Here is a 20,907-nt window from a genome sequence, read left to right as displayed (position 1 = left end):
AGGAGAGAATTGTATGAGAAAAGTTAAAATATCTTTACTACACTTACTGCCGATTGCAGGAGACATTTCATCTAATCAAAAACTGATTGAAGATGCTGTTAGGTGTGCTGCAGCTAAAGAGGTTGATTGGATCATCACACCAGAGCTCGCTGTGAGTGGATTACAGTTCTCAAGAAAGATTGGAAAGCAGTGGATCAATCAGCAACCAGATGAATGGATGACTCGATTTATGGACTTGGTCAAGTCTCTTCAGGTCAATGTCTTTCTCGGTTGCCCTGAAAAATCAAATGAGGACAAGTACTACAATTCTGTTTTTGTCATCGGTAAAAACGGACAATTGCTAGGAACGCAAAGAAAGGTTTCAAGCGTGACGGATGATTGGTCGTCATCGGGTGAAGCTATTGAACCTATTAGTGTAGATGGAATAAAGGTAGGGCTCTCAATCTGTGCTGATTCTTATACCCCAGCAATAGCGAATACGTTGCTTGAAAAGGGGAGCGAGATTCTCATAGCCCCCTCTGCTTGGGGACCAGGCTTACACGGTCCAGATGGGGAATGGGAGCAAAGGTCTATCGATACAGGACTTCCTTTATTTGTTTGTAACCGAACAGGAGAAGATGAAACGGTATTATTTTGGGAAGCGAAAAGCCTTGTCATCAAAAATGGCGAGCATCTTTTATCTCACTCATCGAAACAATCGGCGATCTTAACATTTGAATGGAACCTAGAGGAGAGGGACATGATCTCAGACCAGTTTGATGTTGAATATGTAAAGTGAAGAACGAAAAGATCATTTTGACATATAAATTGAAACCTTTTTCTGAGTCAAACGTAAATATAGGTGGGATGGACATATTCTCTCTAGATTCCTGCTTAAGGAAGTGAAACGCTTATGTCTGGCTAGTGAGTTTCTTTCATGTCGAGTGGGAGGAATTCATGTTAAACTAGTACATATAAACATATTGGAGGCTGAGAAATGGGTAAACGATTGTTGCTTTTTATTGGAACCAATATTCTTGTCATGACGACGATTGTGATTGTTTGGTCGTTGATTACGACATTTACGAATATTAATGGGTCTTTCCAAACGGGTGGTCCCGGACTTGGAATTGACTTTGTCGCCTTAGGGGTATTTAGTTTAATTGTCGGGTTTGCTGGTTCATTTATTTCACTTGCTATGTCACGCTGGGTAGCGAAAATGATGATGAAGGTGAAAGTACTAGACCCGGATGGTCAACTGACACATGAAGAACGTGCAGTAGTGGAAAAGGTACACCGCTTCTCTCGTGCTGCTGGGTTAACGCATATGCCACAAGTGGGGATTTATCCTTCGGCTGAGGTAAATGCATTTGCAACAGGTCCTTCAAAGAAACGCTCACTTGTAGCTGTTTCACAAGGCTTGTTAAACACGATGGATGATGATGCAGTGGAAGGCGTTATTGCCCATGAGATCGCGCACGTTGCGAACGGAGATATGGTGACAATGACCTTATTACAAGGGGTTGTGAATACATTTGTTGTGTTCTTCTCACGTATTGCAGCGATTATTGTGTCCCGCTTTGTACGTGCTGAGCTACAATGGATTGTTCAGTTTGCTGCCATTATTATTTTCCAAATTCTATTCTCGATCCTTGGAAGTCTTGTTGTCAGTGCGTACTCTCGTCATCGCGAATTCCATGCTGACCGAGGTGGGGCAGATTTAGCGGGCCGCGATAAAATGGCTCATGCCTTGCGTTCATTAAAAACATATGTGGACCGTGCAAAGGTTCAAGATCGTACAGATGATAGTGCCGTTCAAACAATGAAGATCAGCGGAAAAGGTGGAATGATGAAGTTATTCTCGACTCACCCGGATCTTGATGAGCGAATTGCACGATTAGAACAACGTTAATCAATGAATAATAGAGGCTGTCTCAAAAGGTCGTGACAAAACGATCTTTTGGTGACAGCCTTTTTTGTATACAAGAAGGTATCATTCACCTAATTCAACCTAGGCAAATATATATAAGGGAAGGTAATTAGGAGGGGGAATGGAAATGGAGCAGCAAAGTCAAAGTGAAGTACCACCTAAAATAGGGGATCTTCTTCCAACGTTCACTGTTCAAACAACACAAGGAAGAAAGACGTTCCCGGCAGATTATGCAGGAAGTTGGTTTATGTTATTTAGTCATCCAGGAGATTTTACGCCTGTTTGTACAACTGAGTTTGTCTCCTTTCAAGGAAATCAACAGGCATTTCAGGACTTGAATACGGAATTAATTGGTCTTTCCATTGATACAGTCTTTGCTCATATGAAATGGCTTGAGTGGATACAGGATAACCTCGGTGTCGCAATTACGTTTCCGATTATAGCTGATGAATTAGGGCTCGTAGCGAATCGTTTAGGCATGATTGCACCAGAAGCGGGTACTCGTGCAGTTCGTTCCGTCTTTATTGTCGATCCAACTGGGTATATACGTATTATTCTTAATTACCCCGCAGAAGTAGGGCGAAATACGAATGAATTACTACGAATACTTCAAGCCTTACAAATTGCTGATGGCTATGACGTGAAAATGCCAGCAAATTGGCCGGATAATGAATTAATCGGTGATAAGGTAATATTAGCACCACCTACTGATGTGATGAAAGCACAAGAGAGGATGGAGGAAGCAGAAGCTAATGAAATAGAGTGTTTTGACTGGTGGTTCTGTTATAAGGATCTTCCTGAATAAGGGCTATTATAAAGGGTTAGACTGAGAAAAACGTATTCTAACTTATGGAAAATTGAACATTACTAATGCCATCTATGTATGCCGCTCCTGAACTATACTTCGCTTTCCTTGGGGAGCTAGTGAGCTTCCTCATGCTTTCGCACTCCGGGATCTCACTCCTGCTCTAGTTCCCCACAGGAGGTCTCCGTATATTTCATCCGCTCATTTAGCGCTTCGTTCTTATCCTGAGTTAAACCTCTTAGATATGTCGCTGCCCTTTTTCTAATCCAAAAAAGCTGCCATGCCCGGGGGAGGGGCATGGCAGCTTCATTTTTAGTAGGTTTATTAGCGAGAAAGCTTATTGTTTAATTCTTTCTCAAGCTCTTTATTCTTTTGATAATCTTTTTCACGTGCTTTTTCCACTTCTAGTTTCTTATCTAAGTCATGGAGATATTCTTGATGGCTAATTCCATGTGATTGTTGCAGACCTTTTTCTAAAATTTCGGGAATTTCTTGTTCATTTTTATTCGTCAATTTTGACACTCCTCTAAATTTGCAGTTGTATAAAAGGTTCCCTCGGAGGAGAGTGGTTAAACATTGAATTTTTATTTTCGATATGGTTCTTAATGGAAAAAGAATGGGTAAGCTTTCCTCATGGTACACTATAAGGAGAAAATAGAAACTATTTAATGTAGGTTAAAAGATAGGAGCGGATCTTATGAAAGAATTAACAGCAATTGATGAGGTCGATACATTTATTGAAGAGAACAAGTTTAGTTTTATTTATGTATCACGGACGAATTGCAGTGTATGTCATGCTTTACTGCCACAAGTGAAAGAGGTACTCTCACAGTTTCCAAACATTCAATTAGGGTTTGTTAATGCAGATGAGCTTGAAGAAATTGCTGGAAGATTGTCGATCTTTACGGTGCCAGCCCTTCTTTTCTTTGTAGAAGGAAAAGAAGTGATCAGAGAAGCACGCTTTGTACAGATAGAAGCTCTGAGAGAAAAGATCGGTCGGATTTATGAGATGAATGCGGAAGAGTAGGAGGGGAAGCTATGCTTGAGTTTATTTTCAGCAATTTATTTTTCTTACTGCCTATACTCCTATCATTAGGCTTATTAATTTGGATGGCGAAACGAAAGTCATCACACAACCAATCGAAGTAAATGATTAAATACCCCCGGCCGTTCATATGGTAAACTAGAAACAGATTTAATAGGTGTGCTCGATTGAGGGGGAATGGCAAGATGAGTAGTTTAAAACAACATAATCAACCTGCATGGATCGAGGATTACATTGACTCACCAGAGAAGCAGCGGAGACTGTACAAAAGGACGCTAATCATCGTAGTCCTTTCACAAATTTTCGGTGGTGCCGGATTAGCAGCTGGGATTGCTGTGGGAGCCCTTCTAGCTCAAGAAATGCTTGGAACAGATAGCTTTGCAGGCGTTCCAATTGCCTTGTTTACTCTTGGATCTGCTGGGGCCGCACTCGTTGTAGGACAACTGTCGCAACGATTTGGACGGCGTATAGGGTTAGCAGCAGGTTTTTTAGCCGGAGGATTTGGGGCAGTGGGGATTATCGTCGCAGCTGTGATCGATCATGTACCTTTATTGTTCCTATCTTTGGTGATCTACGGAGCAGGTACCGCAACAAACTTACAAGCCCGTTATGCAGGAACCGATTTAGCAAACGCTAAACAACGCGCAACAGCCGTCAGCATCGCCTTAGTAGCGACGACATTTGGTGCAGTTGCGGGTCCGAATTTGACAGGAGTGATGGGTGAATTCGCTTTATCGATTGGCGTTCCCGCTTTGGCTGGCCCGTTCATTTTGGCAGCGGCAAGTTTTATTTTGGCTGGCTTGGTGTTATTAGCATTACTTCGCCCTGATCCATACATTCTCGCTAAAGCAATGGCAGAGAGGCAACGAGCAGAGGAGGGTAATCTGGCTGATGTTGATTCACAGCCGATCGCTAAGAGTAATCGAGGTATCATTGTTGGAGCTGTGATTATGGTTTTAACACAAATGGTGATGATTGCGATTATGACGATGACACCTATACATATGGGTCATCACGGTCACAGTATGAATCAAGTCGGATTGATTATTAGTCTTCATATTGGAGCGATGTTTCTTCCATCTCTGCTTACAGGCTATCTCGTTGATAAAGTGGGTCGAACAGTGATGGCGATCGCATCAGGTGCGACTCTTCTAGCTTCAGGGATATTGGCGGCTGTAGCTCCTCCTGAATCGATGCTAGGTCTGACAATTGCGCTTATCCTTTTAGGACTAGGCTGGAACTTTGGCTTAATTAGTGGTACAGCCCTTATTGTTGATGCAACAACTCCATTTAACAGGGCCAAGATTCAAGGGTCGGTCGATGTGTCAGTCGCATTATCTGGAGCAGCTGGTGGAGCAATGTCAGGCATTGTCGTTGCACATACTAGCTTTATGTTTCTTTCATATGCAGGAGGTTTTCTTGCGCTTTTACTTATTCCGGTTGTCATTTGGGCGAATAGTAGTGCTAAGGGGAAAATGGGAGATGAAGATAAAATGAATGCATAAAAAAACGACCTACTTCCACAAATGGGAGTAGGTCGTTCTCATTCTTTACACGCGATCAAAGCCTTCTGCTTCTAAGTAATTCGCTGCTTCTCTATAGGAATTAAATGTACCGTCAAGGCTATCATCGTCGGCATATACATTCCAAATATCTTCTTCTTTTAAAATCGTTAACGTGACGGTGTTTTCATTGATCCACGTTTCTTCTGTTGGGTCGTTTGTCGGTGCTTCTTCCTTAGGTGTTAAAGAGAGGATCGACTTACGAACTGTCGCACGAAGCGCTTTTTCAGTGAAATCACGAATGTTAACCATCCCTTTGTCATTTGTCTCATAGCCAGTCATTCTTCCGGCATAGACAAAGCCATTCCCATTTGGGTGCAAGTGATAGACAACATTTTTATTATCATAAGAGCTATCATTATAGTGGAAATTCACTCGGCCTAACGAGACATCTTTACGCTCAAGCTCTGGGAATGATTCAATAATCGCTAATTTTTCTTCAAATGTTAACATGGTACCTCCAGTAAATCTTCTAATGTGTTGATGGCTCATTATACCATACTTTGATGCTGGAATTTTCTTTCAAAATGAGCTCGATAAATTCCTTTTTACGATAACCCTCTTAGAAAGGTTCCGATTAAACGAGGGATGAACAATACAATATCGCCTACAATGCCAATCGTTGTACTCAAAAGCATATCTTTGTCTTCGCGCTTATTTTCATTCATCTATCATCACTCCTTCTTTATTTGTAAAATTATACCATGGTAAGAAGGGTGTCTACAATCTTGCTTTCCTAAAGCCATCAAGCGTTGAAATGATAGCCACAACTAGGAGGGTAATGATTGCTGATGCAAGGATCCAAGTGAAAAATTGATCAACAGTCGTGCTCGTGGAATCAGCGAATACATTTGTCATATAGCTCACAAAAGTAGGCTCAAACAACGTAGGAGTCGTAAGAATGATGATAAATAAGACCGTGTAGAGCACATTGTAGAATGAATTGAAGAGAGCTAACTGCATGGTCCATTGTCCGCTCACCCATTTAATAATCGATAAAGCAATTTCTGCGGCAATGATTAACATTATGACTGGCCAAAACGTCAGTAACACTTCTTTTGAAAAGATCGATGTCACAAGCTCTAAGCCGCCACCTTCACGGGGAGTGTAGATACCAATTAAATCAATTGCACTAAAATACAAAGCTCCCCAAATTGCGGTCCAGACTAAGGTGGCAAAGACCTCAGCTTTTGAAATCGCCTTTTTCTTCGGAATTGGTTCAATCTCCTTTAATTCTTCTGGTGACCATTCCTTTGCATTTGATCTCATTAAATGAGGGGATACACCTGCCCGTTCCACAATGACAAAGACGAGTGTCACCCAAAATAACACATGAATCCCCGTTCCGAGCGCCATCCAAATGCCTTCTCCAAGTAATCCAACCATAAAGGAAAAAAGATCTGTGCCGTTGTATCGTAAAAAGCTTGTGGCGACAAAGGTGAGAAGAATAACGGCTAATACAATCGGCATAATCATGCGAATTGTACTAAGATAGAGCTCATAATATATTGGCCCGATTAAGGATGATGGTCCTTCATGATACTCATTTGCTAGTTTCATAGGGTCACCGAGCTTTGCTAGAACCGCAAGTAACTCTTCCTCTGTATAATCCTCTGGCAGCATGTCTTCAATTGTAGAGCGCAGTTCAAGTCCGATATCCGCTCGCATTTTCGCTGGCAGCCGTTTGGTGACCTCCTGAATATAGACATCTAATAGGGTCATCACTCCTCACTTCCTTTCATCAGTTTATCGAGTTCATGTGTTGTTTTTTCCCACTCTCGTTTGAGCTCGCTTAAGATTTCGATCCCAAATTCGCTCAGAACATAATACTTACGTGGTCTTGTATCTGAAGTATCCCAGCTGCTTGTGACAAGCTCTTGTTTTTCTAAGCGCCGAAGCAGAGGGTAGAGGGTGCTTTGTTCAATCGTGATTCCAGATGTCTCAAGCCGTTGTACTAAGGAATAGCCATATTGAGGCGTACGCAATTGACTTAATACAGCAAGGGTTAACGTTCCTCGGCGTAATTCAGTCGTTAATGATTGTAGTAAGTTGCTCATCAGCTCACTCCGATTTCTTTAGAGTGTATATCATATAGTATTATAAAATGAATAACAATATGGGATGGAAATTCCGTACGAAGAAAATGGTTTGACAGGTTATGAGTTAGAATGAGAGTTTCAGAAGTTGCTAGAATAAAAGCGGAAATTACGATAACTGATACTGCCATCTTGAAGCATTCTCTGTTACGATAAAGAAGAGAGAGAAGCAAATTTTGAACTATAGGAGTGGAACCATGACAGATAAAAAAATCATTTTCTTTGATATTGACGGAACGCTGTTAGACCACGATAAGAACTTACCGCCTGCAACAAAAGAGGCTATTCGAACACTAAAAAAAGACGGCCATGAAGTGGCAATCGCAACTGGTCGTGGCCCTTTTATGTATGAAGATTTGCGCGAGGAATTAGGCATTCAAAATTTCGTCAGCTACAACGGTCAATATGTCGAAGTAGACCGCGAATTGATTTTCGGCAACTCACTTAACCAAGATAAATTAGAAGAGCTAACAGAACTTGCTGCTACACATGATCACCCGCTTGTTTATATGGGACAAAAGGAAATGAAAGCAAACGTCGAGCATCATAATCATATTGTGGAAAGCATTGGAACGATGAAAATAGGAGCCTTCCCCACACATGATCCTGAGTATTTTAAAATGGAAGAGATTTATCAAACGCTCATATTCTGCGAGCAAGGTGAAGAAACACGTTACGAGCAAAAGTTTGAAGCATTTGATTTCATCCGTTGGCACCCACTTTCAGTCGATATCTTGCCAAAAGGCGGCTCAAAAGCAAAAGGCATTGAGATGATGATTGCTAAATTAAACATCAATCCTGAAAATGTCTATGCATTTGGTGATGGGTTAAACGATATCGAGATGCTCTCAACTGTTGCACATGGGGTAGCGATGGGCAATGCTCATGACGAAACAAAAGAAGTAGCCAAATACGTGACAAAAGCAGTTGATGAAAATGGGATTGTGCACGGATTGAAGATGGTAGGATTGTTGAAATAGAAAATAGATAAAGGCCATTCAGCTCAGACTGAATGGCCTTCTCTTATGAATGAATTCTATATTCTTACTTAAGTATTTTTTCTTTTCCGAGTGGTTCGGTTGTTTTGCGGACAGCGATGTATTCTGGTCGTTCTCCTGCACCTGCAAATGGTTCAACGAGTTTATTTTCGACACTGTTGTACACCATGAACAAATTGTTACGTGGGTACGGGGTCATATTACTTGTTGAAGCATGCATGGTGTTCGATTCAAAAATGGTAATGGTTCCTGCTTTTCCAGTCGCAACAGATAGACCGCCACCTTTGTCGACTAACCACTTTAAGCTATCATTATCTGGGACACCGACTTTTTGCGTTTTCAATGATTCTTTGTAATTATCTTCAGGTGTTTCCCCTACACAACTCACATAATACTTATGAGAACCTGGTACGAGCATTAGTGGTCCGTTGTGTATATAGTTGTCTGATAGGGCAATCGACATGCTTAATGCACGCATTCTAGGCATCCCGTCTTCTGTATGCCACGTCTCAAAATCCGAATGCCAATTAAACTCCTTACCTGAAAATCCTGGCTTATAGTTTATTCGGGATTGATGGATATATACGTCACTTCCGAGTAGATGATTGACGATATCAAGTAAGCGCTGATCAGCTGCAATTTCCTTGAAGTAATCGTCATCTTGATCCACTGCAAAAATCGATCGGATTTCATTGCTATTAGGCTCACGAATCAACTTCTCGGATTGTACGGAGCTATTTGATTCCTGTAATTCAAAAATCGCTTTTTGCATAGCAGCCACTTCCTCATCCGAGAAGAGGTTTTCAATTTGTAAAAATCCATTCTCCTCATAGAAATTAAGCTGGTCTTTCGTGAGTGGAGCCTCCTGATCATGCTTTCGGTCGGTATGAATCACAGGGTCTCTACGCTTCATGATCTGCGGTTGCTCGCTTATTCTTGAAGGGTAAAAGTCTTCCATTCTTCAACACTCCCATTTTCTAGATCTCAGATATCTGCATAATAGCTATATCTGGCTCACTCACACTCATACCACTCTATTTTTTTGAATAAACATGAAATTCAAAAAAAAGAAAAATGACGCAAATAGTTAAAGGAAATTAGGGTATAGGTAGAAGAAGACATATTACATAGGTTGAAAGGGTGAGGCGGATGAGCGATTATTCAACAACCACGGTAGAAATGACGAGATTGATTCAAGCACCTGTGGAAATGGTGTTTGATGCATGGCTGATTCCTGATGTCATGAGAAAATGGTTGTTTACAACCGAAGAAACTAACAAGTCAGCCACGAATGAGCCAGTTGAAGGTGGTACATGGGAGATCATTGATCACAGAGAGGGCACAGACTACAGAGGAATCGGTTCTTACGTTAAAATGGAACGTCCAACAACGCTTGTTTTCACGTTCAAGATGCCACAATTTAGTGAAAGTGAAGATACGATTCAAGTCACATTTGCCGAGCAGGAAAATAATTGCCTCATGACATTCACCCATGAAATCATCGTTCCCCATGAACCCGAATGGACCAAAAAGGATATTGAAAAAGCTTTACATGAATACAACATTCAAACTGAACAAGGCTGGAGCATGATGTTTGATAACTTGAAGCAGATTGTGGAAGTGAGTTATTAACTGATTAAACTAAGCACTATTCTCTTTAAGGATAGTGTTTTTTTGATATCGTTTTTAATATGTTTAAGACTTATACGTGGTTCAAAAGTATTGACATTCAGCAGTAGGGCATTATAATGAGGATTTATAGAGTGAATAGTAAGAAAATTACAAAAAAGCAGAAGGATCGGTAGCATACTGATTTTAAGGTAGGTAAAAAGTAAGGTGAACAAATTTAATAAAGCGCTTACATAATTTTAGGAGGGTTAAAAAACATGATGATATCAGAAAAATTAGCGTTATGTGCAGAACAGAACCCATCAAAAGTGATTACAACCTATAACACACGAGATACAACATACGCCGAATTCTATCAACAAGCTCAAAATGTAGCAGGATACTTCCAAGCCAAAGGGTATCAAAAGAATGATATCATTGCTGTTTACTTACATAACTCTGATTATTTTTTAGTTTGCTATTATGCTTGTCAAATTGGTGGTTTCACGATCTTGCCAGTTAACAATAAATTGACGGCCAATGAGATTAATTACATCTTTACGCACTCAGAAGCGAAAGCACTCATTTATGATGAGCGTTTTCAAACGGTAATAAAGGAATTACAAGAAACGATTAACAGCATGGATGATGTGTTAGTAGTGGGTGAAAAAGAGAATACGTTAGCAGATGTTATAAATGGACCGAAACTTCCGGTTGAAAAGAAAGATAATCAAGGCAATGATACAGCGGTTGTCTTTTATACATCCGGAACAACCGGGAAGCCAAAGGGCGTAATGTTATCTGCGTCTAATATTGAAGCATCTACAAAAATATGGATCGAAGCGATGGAGATTACAAGTGACGATCGCATGCATATTGTAGCACCACTTTTCCACTGTGCTGCCAGTAATGTATTCAGTTTACCTGTTATCTACGCAGGTGGAACAATCATTATTGAAGAAGCCTTCTCACCTGAGCAAACACTTCAAACGATGGAAGAAGAAAATGTAACGATTTTCTTTGGAGTCCCAGCCATGTACAGCATCCTGCTAAATACCCCTAAGATGTCTACTTTAGATCTATCAAGCTTGCGATTATTCACATACGGGGCAGCGCCTATGCCTTATGAGTTAGTCAAAAAAGTAAAAGCACTGTATCCGAACATAAAAGTACAGAATTTATATGGTCAAACGGAAAACTCCCCAGCTGCCACTACATTAAAAGATCACTATGCCCTAGATAAGGTAGGGTCTGTAGGTGAAGTTCTGCCTCAGACGGAAATTCGTGTCGTCAATGAATTCGGTGAACCAGTTCCGGTCGGTGAAGTTGGAGAGATTATTGTAAAAGGTCCACAAGTCATGAAAGGGTACTTGAAAAATGAGGAAGCAACGAATGTAGCCTTAAAGGGTGGATGGCTCTACAGCGGTGATCTTGGACGATTTGATGAGGATGGTCTCCTCTATATCGTTGATCGAAAGAAAGATATGATTATCCGAGGTGGAGAAAATGTGTATCCTGTTGAAATTGAGGAAGTTCTCTATGAGATCCCAGAACTACTAGAGGCTGCGATTGTAGGTGTGCCAGATAAAGTGCTAGGCGAAGTGCCAAAAGCTTATGTTGTCCTAAAAGAAGGGGCCGATGTTGAAGAAGAGGCGATCTTACAGTTCTGCAAGAAGAAACTAGCTACTTATAAGCTACCTAAAGAAGTAGAATTTATTGATCGTTTACCAAGAAATGCGAGTGGGAAAGTGCTAAAAACAACGCTACGTAACCAATAAAGCTTGCCTAATTACTAAAAATGAGCAAATGTAGGAGGAAGTTAAATGAATGAAAAGTGGAAAAAGATAATGGATGGCGTCTCAATTCCAGTGATTGCGGCTCCTATGTTTTTAGTATCAAGCCCTGCTCTTGTGATCGAGTCTTGTAAAAAAGGGATTATCGGCTCGTTCCCTTTATTGAATGCACGCACATCAGACTTATTGGAAGAGTGGATACTAGACATTAAGCAACAATTAAAGACCTTTCAAGAAGAAACAGGCAAACAAGCAGCGCCGTGGGCTGTTAACTTTATCGCTCATTCCTCTAATAAACGACTAGAAGGCGATCTTGAATTAATCAAGAAATACCAACCGCCTATTGTCATCACTTCATTAGGCCATCCTGGAGCAGTTTTGGAGGTTGTGCATTCGTATGGAGGTCTAGTGATTTCAGATGTGAGTAATTTAAAACATGCTAGAAAAGCTGCTACTACGGGCGTAGATGGGTTAATTCTAGTGTGTGGTGGAGCTGGAGGTCATGCAGGTGAAATTAATCCGTTTGCTTTTCTAGGAGCTGTGAAAAAATTTTGGGATGGCGTAACGATTCTTGCTGGATCTATTTCTACAGGAAAAGATGTGCTAGCTGCTGAGGTCATGGGAGCAGACTTCGCTTACATGGGAACGAGGTTTATCTCGACGAAAGAAAGTGTCGCAACTGATGCATACAAGGAAATGCTTGTTACTTCTTCTTTAGATGATCTGATTTATACAGATGCGTTTAGTGGAGTGCGTGCGAATTACTTAATTCCTAGCTTGGTGAGGGAGGGGATTGATCCATCTTCATTAAAGAGTAAGCAAACGGTTGACCTAGACCATCTCGTTGATGCGAAGGCTTGGCGTGATATATGGTCAGCGGGTCAAGGGGTTACAGTGATTGAAAAAGAAGAAACGGTTTCCGAGTTAGTAGATGGATTAAAAAGAGAATATGATGAAGCCCTTCACTCAATGAATAAATAAACAGAATCATACCTGAAAATAGGTCTCGTGCTTATAATAATAAGTGCGAGGCATTTTTGTGTTGTATTGAGTTTTCTTAAGAATGACCTTGCAATGGATAATGGTTATCTGAGGTGTGTTCACAAAAGTTGATAATTAAATGAGAGGTTCTTGATGTTATGGTCTTATGTCTCTGGCAAGGTTCTTGCCTTGATAAGAGGTCTTAGTATGTATTAATGTGATTTCAAACGGTTATATTTATTTAAACAAAGATCTAATCGTTGGCTAAGTTTGATTGTCTCAGGGTGCTGAAGCCCTTTTGTAAGACCGATCTTAATCATTTCTTGACGTGTTGCTTCAATCCGACTCTCTAGTGTGTGAATAAGGGGATTTTTAGTCATCATTTTAAAGCTCCTATCTGATTTAGCCAGAATTCAATGAATTGGTAAATGGCAACCTTTAGTAGTTTAAATCAATTTAGGTTTTATGTTAAGGGGTTCGACAAAGATTGCGACAATGTTACATGATTAGCAAGAATTCTTCGCATGAAAAAACCGACTCTACAAGTGAAGAAGTCACATGTAGGGTCGGTTTTTCAATACTAGTAGTTGAAACAGTAAAATGATTCAAACTGGAACAGTGAAACCATCCCGTTCAATTCATCTTCAACAACAGTGAAACCTCTATTATTGTTTTTACACCTGCCTTATCGACAACTTTTATCGCCGGCTTCACACCTGGCGCAGGTTGAATTCTCCCCTTAATCGTTTGGTTCGTATTGTTCTCCCAGTAATGGATCGTCGCTTCTTCTTGATCATTCATTTTCTCCTGTAAGGCATAATGCAATTCCTCTAGTGCTTGCTGATCTAGATCTGGTTTTTGCGGGAGGTTTCGCATCGTTCGTTCGCGACGAATCATGTCCATATGTTCCGGAATAGCCAATTGCGTCCACTTAATCATTCCTCGGTACTGTTGCATGTCATCACTTCCTTTATTTTTCTCTTTATAAGAACAGGTGTTCTGGTTATAATGATCATAACGAGTAAAGCCAGCGAAGGCAAGGAAAGGATGAAAAATCAATGTTTAATTATGAAGCATTCCCCAAACAGTCCTATTTATGTTGTGATTTGAAAAGCTTTTATGCAAGTGTCGCGGCTGTAAAAAGAGGTCTGCATCCTTTTGTCTGTAAACTAGCTGTAGTAGGAGACACAAAGCGTAATGGAAGTGTCGTGCTCGCTTCCACCCCTAAGCTTAAAGAGATGGGGATCAAAACAGGGTCACGGCTGTATCAAATTCCAAAGGACCCAGATATTATCGTTGTCAATGCTGAAATGGAGGAGTTTCTAAAAATTTCAACAGAAATCACTTTGCATATGGAGCAGTATGTTCCTCCTGAGGATATTTTTGTGTACTCGATTGATGAAGCGTTTATTAAGTTAACGTCCAAACGACATCAAGGGGAGGAGAACCAGCGTGAGTTTGCCGAAATGCTGCAACGTTCGATTAAAGATTGCTTTGGGTTAACCCTGGCTGTTGGTTCTTCTTCTTGTAATATGTTTCTCTCAAAAGTCGCCTTAGACATCGAAGCAAAAAAGCGAGAGGATCATTTTGCTCATTGGGATTACAAAGATGTCGAGACAAAGTTATGGCAGATTCAGCCTCTTTCTGAGCTGTGGGGGATTGGTGGACGGATGGAGAAAACGTTGATGAACATGGGGATTCGCACAGTGGGTCAGCTTGCTAACGCTGGTTTAGAAAGGCTTGAATTTAGATTCGGCAACGTGATTGGGCAGCAGTTGTATCAGCATGCGTGGGGGATTGATGTGAGTGATATCCATAAGCCTGCCAAAGTTAAGTCTAAAAGCTACTCAGTCGGACAAATTTTACTGAGGGATTATGTCGGCGAAGAGGAGCTGATGACGGTCATTCTTGAAATGTGCGAGGAAGTTGTGCGGCGGGCTAGAGCGAATCAGGCAGTAGGTCGAACGATTAGCTTAGGGCTAGGCTATAGCCGAAATGAGGGCGGAGGAGGCTTTTCAAGACAGCTGACCATAGCGGACCCGACCAACCACACGCTCGATATTTATGAAGCATGCAAAAAGCTGTTGCGCAAACATTACCGCGGCGAAACGGTTCGGCAAGTGTATGTCAGTCTTTCCAAAGTAACCCCTGATACAGAGCGGCAATTATCGTTATTTGAAGATGAAGAAGAAGTCACAAAAAAACGCGAGCTCGGATATGTGATGGATGCGATCCGGCAGAAATACGGTTCCACCGCAATTCTTAGAGCAAGCTCCTATACAAAAGGAGGCACGACAAGGCACCGGAGTAAGTTGATTGCGGGGCATAAGAAGTGAGAGGAACACAAGAGTATTTGTTAAAAAAGGGGGAGCGAGTCGTCGCTACCCCCGTCTAAAATTCCCTAATACTTCCATCGTCTCGTTAATGCTGACAAAAGCATTTGGGTCGACTTCTTTAATAATCGGTTTGATGATCGCTAATTCATAACGAGAGATGACAGTATATAGCACCTGAAGCTTGGCTTTGGAATAAGCTCCTTCACCGTCAATAACTGTAATCCCACGATATAGATTTTCTAGCATCGCATTCTTTAACTCGTCTTTACGACTAGTGACGACAACAAGGCTCAATTTAATATGACGTGTATGGATGCGATCAATGACTAACCCGGTAATGTAAATCGAAGCCATTGTATAAAGGGCCAAGTCCCACGCAAATACAAACCCTGAGATAAACACGACAACACTGTTTAAGGCAAAAATCAGGGCACCTAGTGGAACATCACGTTTTTTTGTGAGGATAAGCCCGATCACATCAAAGCCACCCGTAGACCCATAAAAACGAATGATAAATCCAATCGCAGCCCCTGCAATCACGCCTCCAAATACGGAAGATAATAAGGCGTCATCTGTCACTTGAACGACTGGAATATACAACATCGCTACAGAGGTCACCATTACAGAAAATACACTATTGCCGATAAAGGTTTTCCCAAGTCCAAGCCAACCTAAAATGAAGATCGGGATGTTCAATACGAAAATCCAAATCCCAGCATTCAAGGGGGTTAATAAGCCAAATACCATGGCAAGTCCCGTTACGCCACCCGTTAATACTTCGTGTGGCAGTAAGAATAAGTTAAAGGCAAACCCAAGAACAATAGAAGCAACAAAAATTCCTATCAATCGATATACATTGCTCATTATGACACTCCCTACTTAAATCAATTCTTCCACCTGTTTACCCGAAAATACAATGAAAGAAAAGTGATATTTCTACTTGTAATAAAGAGGGAGGGACAAAAGTAGTAAATGTGTTCCCAATACCCTCACATCAGAAGTCTAATGGTATAATTTAGAAAAGCAGTAATGGGAAGGGGTTAAGATGGCAGAAAAGAAAACGAGGCAGAGACTAACCATACTTTCAAAAGAATTAAATGACTTACTAAATAAACTTCATGAACAATCAAAAACACATAAACCATTAACGTCTGCGCTTCTATTGAAAAATGCCCTTCTCTTCTTAGTAAGAAAAGCACAGACATTCCTTTCTTTACAAGGGCTCTTCAACGTTCTACTGATCATCATTCCTAGCTATATCATCCATGAAACCACCACTGCGTTTGAGCAGATTCTTGCATTACCACTCAGTTCACTCAGCTTATTACTAGGAATAGGATTGGTCGTTCTTTTCTTATACATTCGAACGCTTGTGTTAAATGAGATGAGTAGGATCGGCAGTGACCTGTTTCACATCGAAGTCTATGAAAAGCGAATGAAAGCCGAATACAACTCGTTAATTTCGTTAGCGCAGGAGAAGGATTTTATCGAACTACTTAAAGAAGAAGTGTTCCTAGAATTAGAGAAGAGAGCAGAGGATGGCAGCATAAATGAGCTTGAAGAATGCAGAGCCCTATTGAAGCAATTAGAGCTAGACATCGGTAAAAAAGATGACGCCATTGAATCATTGCTCGTTCAGCTAGAAGAAACAGAAGAATCAGCTGAATTATTTAAAGAAAAATATGATCTTTTAATTGAATTTATCTACCAGCTCAAGTCAAAATTGAACTTGCTTGTTACCGATCAATTCAATTTGGATAACATCGACTTTGGTACGAGCTATTCGCTTTATCAGGTTGATGAGGACCACTTAGTCTTTATTGATTCGTATGGGATCAATAAAGCAGAGTTAGACGTTTTTATTCCGATCAGTGAGGGTAAAAATAAGTATGTAAGGTCAATTAATAAAACGCAAAAAGACCCGCTTATTTTGCCGGACTTCATCTCTTGGAAGAGAATTCTGCAAGATGGATCTGAATGGATTATTTCTCTCCACCTTGACCATTCGAATCGAGGCAAGTTGAATGTCGAGGATGAAACTGGTAAGCTAAACTTAACAATCACGCAAGAACTTCTATGGATTTGCTGCGAACTCCTTAACAAGTTTGCGACGTATCCAAAAAAGAAAGGGGAGCATTAAAATGAGACAAGCCTCACAAGTAAAGCCTTACTCAAAACAACTCTCCGATCATTATCTAAATAAGCGCAAATTAAAAAATAAACGGGTGCGCGAAGAAGCGTTAAAAGCCCTCCGAAACGATCATCGTCTAACTAAAAAAAACCTAGAAAAAGCTGGCACATAAGTGTCAGCTTTTATTTGTTTAGTGCTTTATTTGCTTTTTCTTTTGCTTCTTCATTTCGGCGTTTTACATCATTCATTATTTGGTCCATTTGCTTGGATGACTCTGATTTACTCACGTTCATACCCTCCTACACCTGCTTTTGTCACCATTGTTTCCTAGGTGGACTGGATGTATACAAGAGGGTACTCTTTCTTTTTACGATACGGCCTTTTTCTCCTTTAGCTCTAATTCTATTTTCTCAGGGACTGTACGAGGGAGTGCTCCTTTAAATCCTTTCGTTAAGTAGCCAAGATAGATCATGCCAATCGCTACCCAAGCCAATCCTCCGAGTAAGGTTGGAACATCGAGTAAAAAGAGCAACCAGATGATAAAAACAGCTCCCACGATAGGAGAGATCAGGTTGACGATCATCGCTTTTACCGAGCGTTCCTTTGTTTTCTTTGATACATACAATGTGATCACACAAAGGTTAACAAAAAAGAAAGCTGTTAAGGCACCGAAGTTAACAAATCTTAAGGCTTGGTCGATCGTAATAAAAATGGCTAATAAAGACACAACAGATGAGAAGATAATATTGAAGACGGGCGTTTTATACTTAGGATGAACATAAGAGAAGAATCGACTAGGCAAGATCGAATCTCTTCCCATTACATATAAAAGACGAGAGACCGCATTCACTGAAGCTAATCCTTGAGTAAAGATCGCTGCAATCAATACCGTGATAAAGAAAGAGCTTAGAAAACTTCCACCAACCAATGATACGAGTTCTAGTGCGGCAGAGTCTGGGTTTTGGAAGGTGAAGTTAGGGACGATTAGATGAATGAAATAAGAGGTAGACACATGGAGAACACCGACCACTCCAATCATAATAAAAATAGCTTTTGGAATTGTCTTTTTTGGATTAATGGTTTCCTCAGATAATGTTGTCAGTGTGTCAAACCCTAAAAAGGAGAAGATCACAATCGATGCACCAGCAAGAACAATCGAAAGAGATAGATCGTTATTTAAAAATGGCTGGATCGAAATCAACGTTCCAGTACCTGCCCCGTTTCCAAGACCGTAAATCATGAACCCACAGAAGATGACAATGAAAACGAGTTGGAGGATCACAAAAATACTACTAATATTCGCTGAAGAGTTGACCCCTGAAATCGTAATTAACGCTAAGATTGCCGTTAGTCCAATAATCCAAATAGCAGGAGGAATGCTAGGGAATTGAGCGTTCAAGAAGATCCCAAATGTAATACAAGCAATGATTGGGGCAAATAAATAATTCAGTAGGAGCACCCATCCAACAATAAACCCAAGCTTAGGGTTCATGGTTTTCTTTACAAAGGTATAAGCAGAACCTGATATCGGCATTTTCTTTGCCATCACCGCATAGCTGGCCCCGGTAAACAATACGGCAAGAACCGCTACTGCATAGGCTGGTGTTAAAAATCCACTTGCTCCTTCAAAGGCAACCCCGAATACCGAAAAATAAATCATTGGTGTATTCCAAGCAAGACCAAGCATCACCACTTGAAACAAGGTTAATGTTCGTTTTAATTCTGGTTCTTTTTCCATCGACTAGCCACTCCTTTTATTGGTTGAATTCACACGGAAATACTATCCTCGGAAAATAAATATGGGAATCGCGACTCGACTTAAATGGTTATGATGATTATTTTTGTGGGAAAACCGACCAGATTTCAACCGATGTGTAACATAACCTAACAAGGTTTTTTGAAACTAGCTAAGTTAGAAAGATCTCTTAAATCACCACAACTTTTGCTTAGAATAAAGTTTGTTAAATTTTCTGACAATATAGTTGTTACAGGCTTTTTTGTGCTCTATACTACGAACCAAGATCAATTTCATAAAGGTGCTCACAATTGAGTTGGGGACAAAAAAGCTATCTAGGGTTCCGTTGGTGATGATTCATCAAGTCTGGTCCAAGAGAAAGCGGTATAGCTACTATTGAGAAACCGGTAGCCATATTACACGGAGGGATAAAAGCCTGGGAGATTCACTTCCCAGGCTTTTATCCTTTTTTATTTTTATTTTGCGAGATTATCAATAAGGAGGCAGTGAGCTATGAATAAACACATTTGGAATAAGGTGGTTCCAGCTGGTGGTAAATGGTCAGGAGCTGTAAAGAAAGGAAATTTGATTCGATTTACAGCATTAGAGGAAGGAGCAAATCTTTCGGTGCTGCTATTTAATCTAAAAGAGACAGATGAAAGGTACAACATGCCAGATACGTTAAAAGCTCAGCACACGGCACATTTAACGACCGGACATGTACTAATGAGTGATAATGGACGCGCGATGGCAAGCATCATTGAGGATGATTTAGGCTGGCATGACACGATATCTGGTTACTCAACACGAGTGGAAACAGATAAAAAGTATGGAAAAACAACCTTTCAAGAGCAACGAAATGAATGGTACCGAAGCGGCGAAGAAAATTTCATGATGGAGTTAGTAAGAAATGGTTTAGGCAATCGCGATCTCGTGCCGAATGTTAATTTGTTCTCAAAAGTATTTTGTGATGAACAGGGTGATATGAACTTTGAGGTTAATCATTGTGCGAAAGGAACATCGGTCACCTTACGAACAGAAATGGATCTTCTTGTTGTGATTTCAAACACTCCAAACCGACTAGATTCAAAAGAGACCTTCCCATCTGTTCCCGTCGAAATAGAAGTGCTATCAGCAGACGAGGTACAAGAAGATGATTATTGCTTAAATTACCGACCGGAAAACCGTCGCGCGTTTGAAAATACATGGGAGTACAATCAACTGCTAGGAATATAAAAAGGAGGAGTCAACATGGCTGTTTTTAATCGAGTAGAAAGTGAACGTAGGGCAGAAACGGCAATCTATGATGAGGTAATAGGTGCTGGAGATGGTTGGATGCATGAATTAAAGCCTGGTCAGGTACTTAGGATTGTCGACTTAAAAGGAAATCAAGCAGCAGACACATTGTTCTTTGATGCGGACCAGCCTGAAGATCGCTACAGTGCCGTTCGAACGATCGCCGAACAAACGAATATTTACCTTTCAACAGGATCTGTGTTAAGAGCAGAATCCGGAAAACCACTTTTAACGATTGTAGCTGATACATGTGGGCGTCACGATACACTAGGGGGCGCTTGCTCTGCACAAAGCAATACGGTCCGCTATGCTCATGAGACGTTACCTATGCACAATTGCCGAGATACGTTTATGTTGCAAATGGCTAAATATGACGGGAAGTATACGAAGCGAGATTTAGCACCTAATATTAACTTTTTTATGAATGTTCCAGTGACCCCTGAAGGTGGATTGACATTTGAAGACGGGGTCTCAGCTCCGGGACGGTATGTGGAAATGAGATCTGAATGCAAGACGACGGCTTTAATTAGTAACTGCCCGCAGCTAAACAATCCATGTAATGCATATAACCCTACCCCTATTCGCGTCTTAATCTGGGAGGACTAATAGCGA

The 20,907-nt window shown here is 40.8% G+C and carries 23 protein-coding genes and 1 riboswitch; of the genes, 14 read left to right on the top strand and 9 right to left on the bottom strand.

Annotated elements, in window-relative coordinates; translation table 11 throughout:
- Positions 1 to 13 precede the first annotated feature (13 nt).
- From AB3N04_RS06720 to AB3N04_RS06710, 3 genes are all read left to right on the top strand, one after another.
- Positions 14 to 778, top strand: a complete 765-nt coding sequence (locus AB3N04_RS06720; protein ID WP_368505331.1) for a carbon-nitrogen hydrolase family protein — start codon at positions 14 to 16, stop codon at positions 776 to 778.
- A gap of 198 nt (positions 779 to 976) precedes the next feature.
- Positions 977 to 1,891, top strand: a complete 915-nt coding sequence (gene htpX, locus AB3N04_RS06715) for a protease HtpX (protein WP_368505330.1) — start codon at positions 977 to 979, stop codon at positions 1,889 to 1,891.
- A gap of 145 nt (positions 1,892 to 2,036) precedes the next feature.
- Positions 2,037 to 2,714: a peroxiredoxin gene (locus AB3N04_RS06710; protein WP_368505329.1), complete on the top strand. Its 678-nt coding sequence runs from the start codon at positions 2,037 to 2,039 to the stop codon at positions 2,712 to 2,714.
- Between the two features lie 324 nt (positions 2,715 to 3,038).
- Here AB3N04_RS06710 and AB3N04_RS06705 read toward each other — a convergent pair whose 3' ends face one another.
- The gene (locus AB3N04_RS06705) at positions 3,039 to 3,227 is read right to left on the bottom strand and encodes a hypothetical protein (RefSeq protein ID WP_368505328.1); all 189 of its coding nucleotides are present in this window, start codon (positions 3,225 to 3,227) and stop codon (positions 3,039 to 3,041) included.
- Between the two features lie 184 nt (positions 3,228 to 3,411).
- Here AB3N04_RS06705 and AB3N04_RS06700 point away from each other — a divergent pair, with 184 nt between their 5' ends.
- Both AB3N04_RS06700 and AB3N04_RS06695 read left to right on the top strand, forming a co-directional pair.
- Positions 3,412 to 3,741 carry a thioredoxin family protein gene (locus AB3N04_RS06700; RefSeq protein ID WP_368505327.1) on the top strand — a complete coding sequence of 110 codons (330 nt, stop codon included), beginning with the start codon at positions 3,412 to 3,414 and terminating at the stop codon, positions 3,739 to 3,741.
- A gap of 203 nt (positions 3,742 to 3,944) precedes the next feature.
- Positions 3,945 to 5,264, top strand: coding sequence for an MFS transporter (locus AB3N04_RS06695; RefSeq protein WP_368505326.1), 1,320 nt, complete (start codon positions 3,945 to 3,947; stop codon positions 5,262 to 5,264).
- Positions 5,265 to 5,309: 45 nt separating this feature from the next.
- Here the strand turns inward: AB3N04_RS06695 and AB3N04_RS06690 are convergent, their stop codons facing one another.
- From AB3N04_RS06690 to AB3N04_RS06680, 3 genes are all read right to left on the bottom strand, one after another.
- Positions 5,310 to 5,774, bottom strand: a complete 465-nt coding sequence (locus AB3N04_RS06690) for a hypothetical protein (protein ID WP_368505325.1) — start codon at positions 5,772 to 5,774, stop codon at positions 5,310 to 5,312.
- 267 nt (positions 5,775 to 6,041) lie between these two features.
- The gene (locus AB3N04_RS06685) at positions 6,042 to 7,046 is read right to left on the bottom strand and encodes a hypothetical protein (protein ID WP_368505324.1); all 1,005 of its coding nucleotides are present in this window, start codon (positions 7,044 to 7,046) and stop codon (positions 6,042 to 6,044) included.
- Positions 7,043 to 7,378 carry a PadR family transcriptional regulator gene (locus tag AB3N04_RS06680; protein WP_368505323.1) on the bottom strand — a complete coding sequence of 112 codons (336 nt, stop codon included), beginning with the start codon at positions 7,376 to 7,378 and terminating at the stop codon, positions 7,043 to 7,045. Before AB3N04_RS06680 ends, AB3N04_RS06685 begins: the two co-directional genes overlap by 4 nt.
- 236 nt (positions 7,379 to 7,614) lie before the next feature.
- Between AB3N04_RS06680 and AB3N04_RS06675 the strand changes: the two genes are divergently transcribed.
- Positions 7,615 to 8,397 (top strand): Cof-type HAD-IIB family hydrolase, encoded by a 783-nt coding sequence (locus AB3N04_RS06675; RefSeq protein WP_368505322.1) that lies wholly within the window; start codon positions 7,615 to 7,617, stop codon positions 8,395 to 8,397.
- 64 nt (positions 8,398 to 8,461) lie between these two features.
- Here AB3N04_RS06675 and thpD read toward each other — a convergent pair whose 3' ends face one another.
- Positions 8,462 to 9,373 carry an ectoine hydroxylase gene (gene thpD / locus AB3N04_RS06670; RefSeq protein WP_368505321.1) on the bottom strand — a complete coding sequence of 304 codons (912 nt, stop codon included), beginning with the start codon at positions 9,371 to 9,373 and terminating at the stop codon, positions 8,462 to 8,464.
- A gap of 191 nt (positions 9,374 to 9,564) precedes the next feature.
- On the opposite strand from thpD, the gene AB3N04_RS06665 reads away from it, so the two are divergent.
- The 3 genes from AB3N04_RS06665 to AB3N04_RS06655 all read left to right on the top strand — a co-directional run bounded on the left by AB3N04_RS06665 (position 9,565) and on the right by AB3N04_RS06655 (position 12,797).
- Entirely contained in the window at positions 9,565 to 10,047 is a 483-nt protein-coding gene (locus tag AB3N04_RS06665) for an SRPBCC domain-containing protein (RefSeq protein ID WP_368505320.1), read from the top strand.
- Between the two features lie 254 nt (positions 10,048 to 10,301).
- Positions 10,302 to 11,801 carry a class I adenylate-forming enzyme family protein gene (locus AB3N04_RS06660; protein ID WP_368505319.1) on the top strand — a complete coding sequence of 500 codons (1,500 nt, stop codon included), beginning with the start codon at positions 10,302 to 10,304 and terminating at the stop codon, positions 11,799 to 11,801.
- Between the two features lie 45 nt (positions 11,802 to 11,846).
- Positions 11,847 to 12,797 carry an NAD(P)H-dependent flavin oxidoreductase gene (locus tag AB3N04_RS06655; protein WP_368505318.1) on the top strand — a complete coding sequence of 317 codons (951 nt, stop codon included), beginning with the start codon at positions 11,847 to 11,849 and terminating at the stop codon, positions 12,795 to 12,797.
- 212 nt (positions 12,798 to 13,009) lie between these two features.
- Here AB3N04_RS06655 and AB3N04_RS06650 read toward each other — a convergent pair whose 3' ends face one another.
- A complete protein-coding gene (locus AB3N04_RS06650) occupies positions 13,010 to 13,180 on the bottom strand; it encodes an aspartyl-phosphate phosphatase Spo0E family protein (protein ID WP_368505317.1) in 171 nt (56 codons plus the stop codon).
- Positions 13,181 to 13,430: 250 nt separating this feature from the next.
- Positions 13,431 to 13,754 (bottom strand): YolD-like family protein, encoded by a 324-nt coding sequence (locus AB3N04_RS06645; protein WP_368505316.1) that lies wholly within the window; start codon positions 13,752 to 13,754, stop codon positions 13,431 to 13,433.
- A gap of 101 nt (positions 13,755 to 13,855) precedes the next feature.
- Between AB3N04_RS06645 and AB3N04_RS06640 the strand changes: the two genes are divergently transcribed.
- The gene (locus AB3N04_RS06640; protein WP_368505315.1) at positions 13,856 to 15,133 is read left to right on the top strand and encodes a UV damage repair protein UvrX; all 1,278 of its coding nucleotides are present in this window, start codon (positions 13,856 to 13,858) and stop codon (positions 15,131 to 15,133) included.
- 45 nt (positions 15,134 to 15,178) lie between these two features.
- Here AB3N04_RS06640 and AB3N04_RS06635 read toward each other — a convergent pair whose 3' ends face one another.
- Positions 15,179 to 15,997, bottom strand: a complete 819-nt coding sequence (locus AB3N04_RS06635) for a YitT family protein (RefSeq protein ID WP_368505314.1) — start codon at positions 15,995 to 15,997, stop codon at positions 15,179 to 15,181.
- A 181-nt stretch (positions 15,998 to 16,178) separates the two neighbouring features.
- Here AB3N04_RS06635 and AB3N04_RS06630 point away from each other — a divergent pair, with 181 nt between their 5' ends.
- Together AB3N04_RS06630 and AB3N04_RS06625 are read left to right on the top strand one after the other, a co-directional pair.
- The gene (locus AB3N04_RS06630) at positions 16,179 to 17,273 is read left to right on the top strand and encodes a hypothetical protein (RefSeq protein ID WP_368505313.1); all 1,095 of its coding nucleotides are present in this window, start codon (positions 16,179 to 16,181) and stop codon (positions 17,271 to 17,273) included.
- A gap of 1 nt (position 17,274) precedes the next feature.
- The gene (locus tag AB3N04_RS06625; RefSeq protein ID WP_368505312.1) at positions 17,275 to 17,436 is read left to right on the top strand and encodes a hypothetical protein; all 162 of its coding nucleotides are present in this window, start codon (positions 17,275 to 17,277) and stop codon (positions 17,434 to 17,436) included.
- A 195-nt stretch (positions 17,437 to 17,631) separates the two neighbouring features.
- On the opposite strand, the gene AB3N04_RS06620 is transcribed toward AB3N04_RS06625, so the two are convergent.
- On the bottom strand, positions 17,632 to 19,002 hold the full coding sequence (locus AB3N04_RS06620) for an APC family permease (protein ID WP_368505311.1): 1,371 nt from the start codon (positions 19,000 to 19,002) through the stop codon (positions 17,632 to 17,634).
- Positions 19,003 to 19,323: 321 nt separating this feature from the next.
- Positions 19,324 to 19,444, top strand: a riboswitch (guanidine-I (ykkC/yxkD leader).
- Positions 19,445 to 19,512: 68 nt separating this feature from the next.
- Between AB3N04_RS06620 and AB3N04_RS06615 the strand changes: the two genes are divergently transcribed.
- Both AB3N04_RS06615 and AB3N04_RS06610 read left to right on the top strand, forming a co-directional pair.
- Positions 19,513 to 20,235 carry an urea amidolyase associated protein UAAP1 gene (locus AB3N04_RS06615; RefSeq protein WP_368505310.1) on the top strand — a complete coding sequence of 241 codons (723 nt, stop codon included), beginning with the start codon at positions 19,513 to 19,515 and terminating at the stop codon, positions 20,233 to 20,235.
- Positions 20,236 to 20,250: 15 nt separating this feature from the next.
- Positions 20,251 to 20,901: an urea amidolyase associated protein UAAP2 gene (locus AB3N04_RS06610; protein ID WP_368505309.1), complete on the top strand. Its 651-nt coding sequence runs from the start codon at positions 20,251 to 20,253 to the stop codon at positions 20,899 to 20,901.
- The last annotated feature ends 6 nt before the right edge of the window (positions 20,902 to 20,907 follow it).

Source organism: Alkalihalophilus sp. As8PL (assembly GCF_040939795.1).
GTDB classification, from domain to species: domain Bacteria; phylum Bacillota; class Bacilli; order Bacillales; family Bacillaceae_D; genus Alkalihalophilus; species Alkalihalophilus lindianensis.
This window is presented reverse-complemented; position numbering and strand designations above follow the sequence as displayed.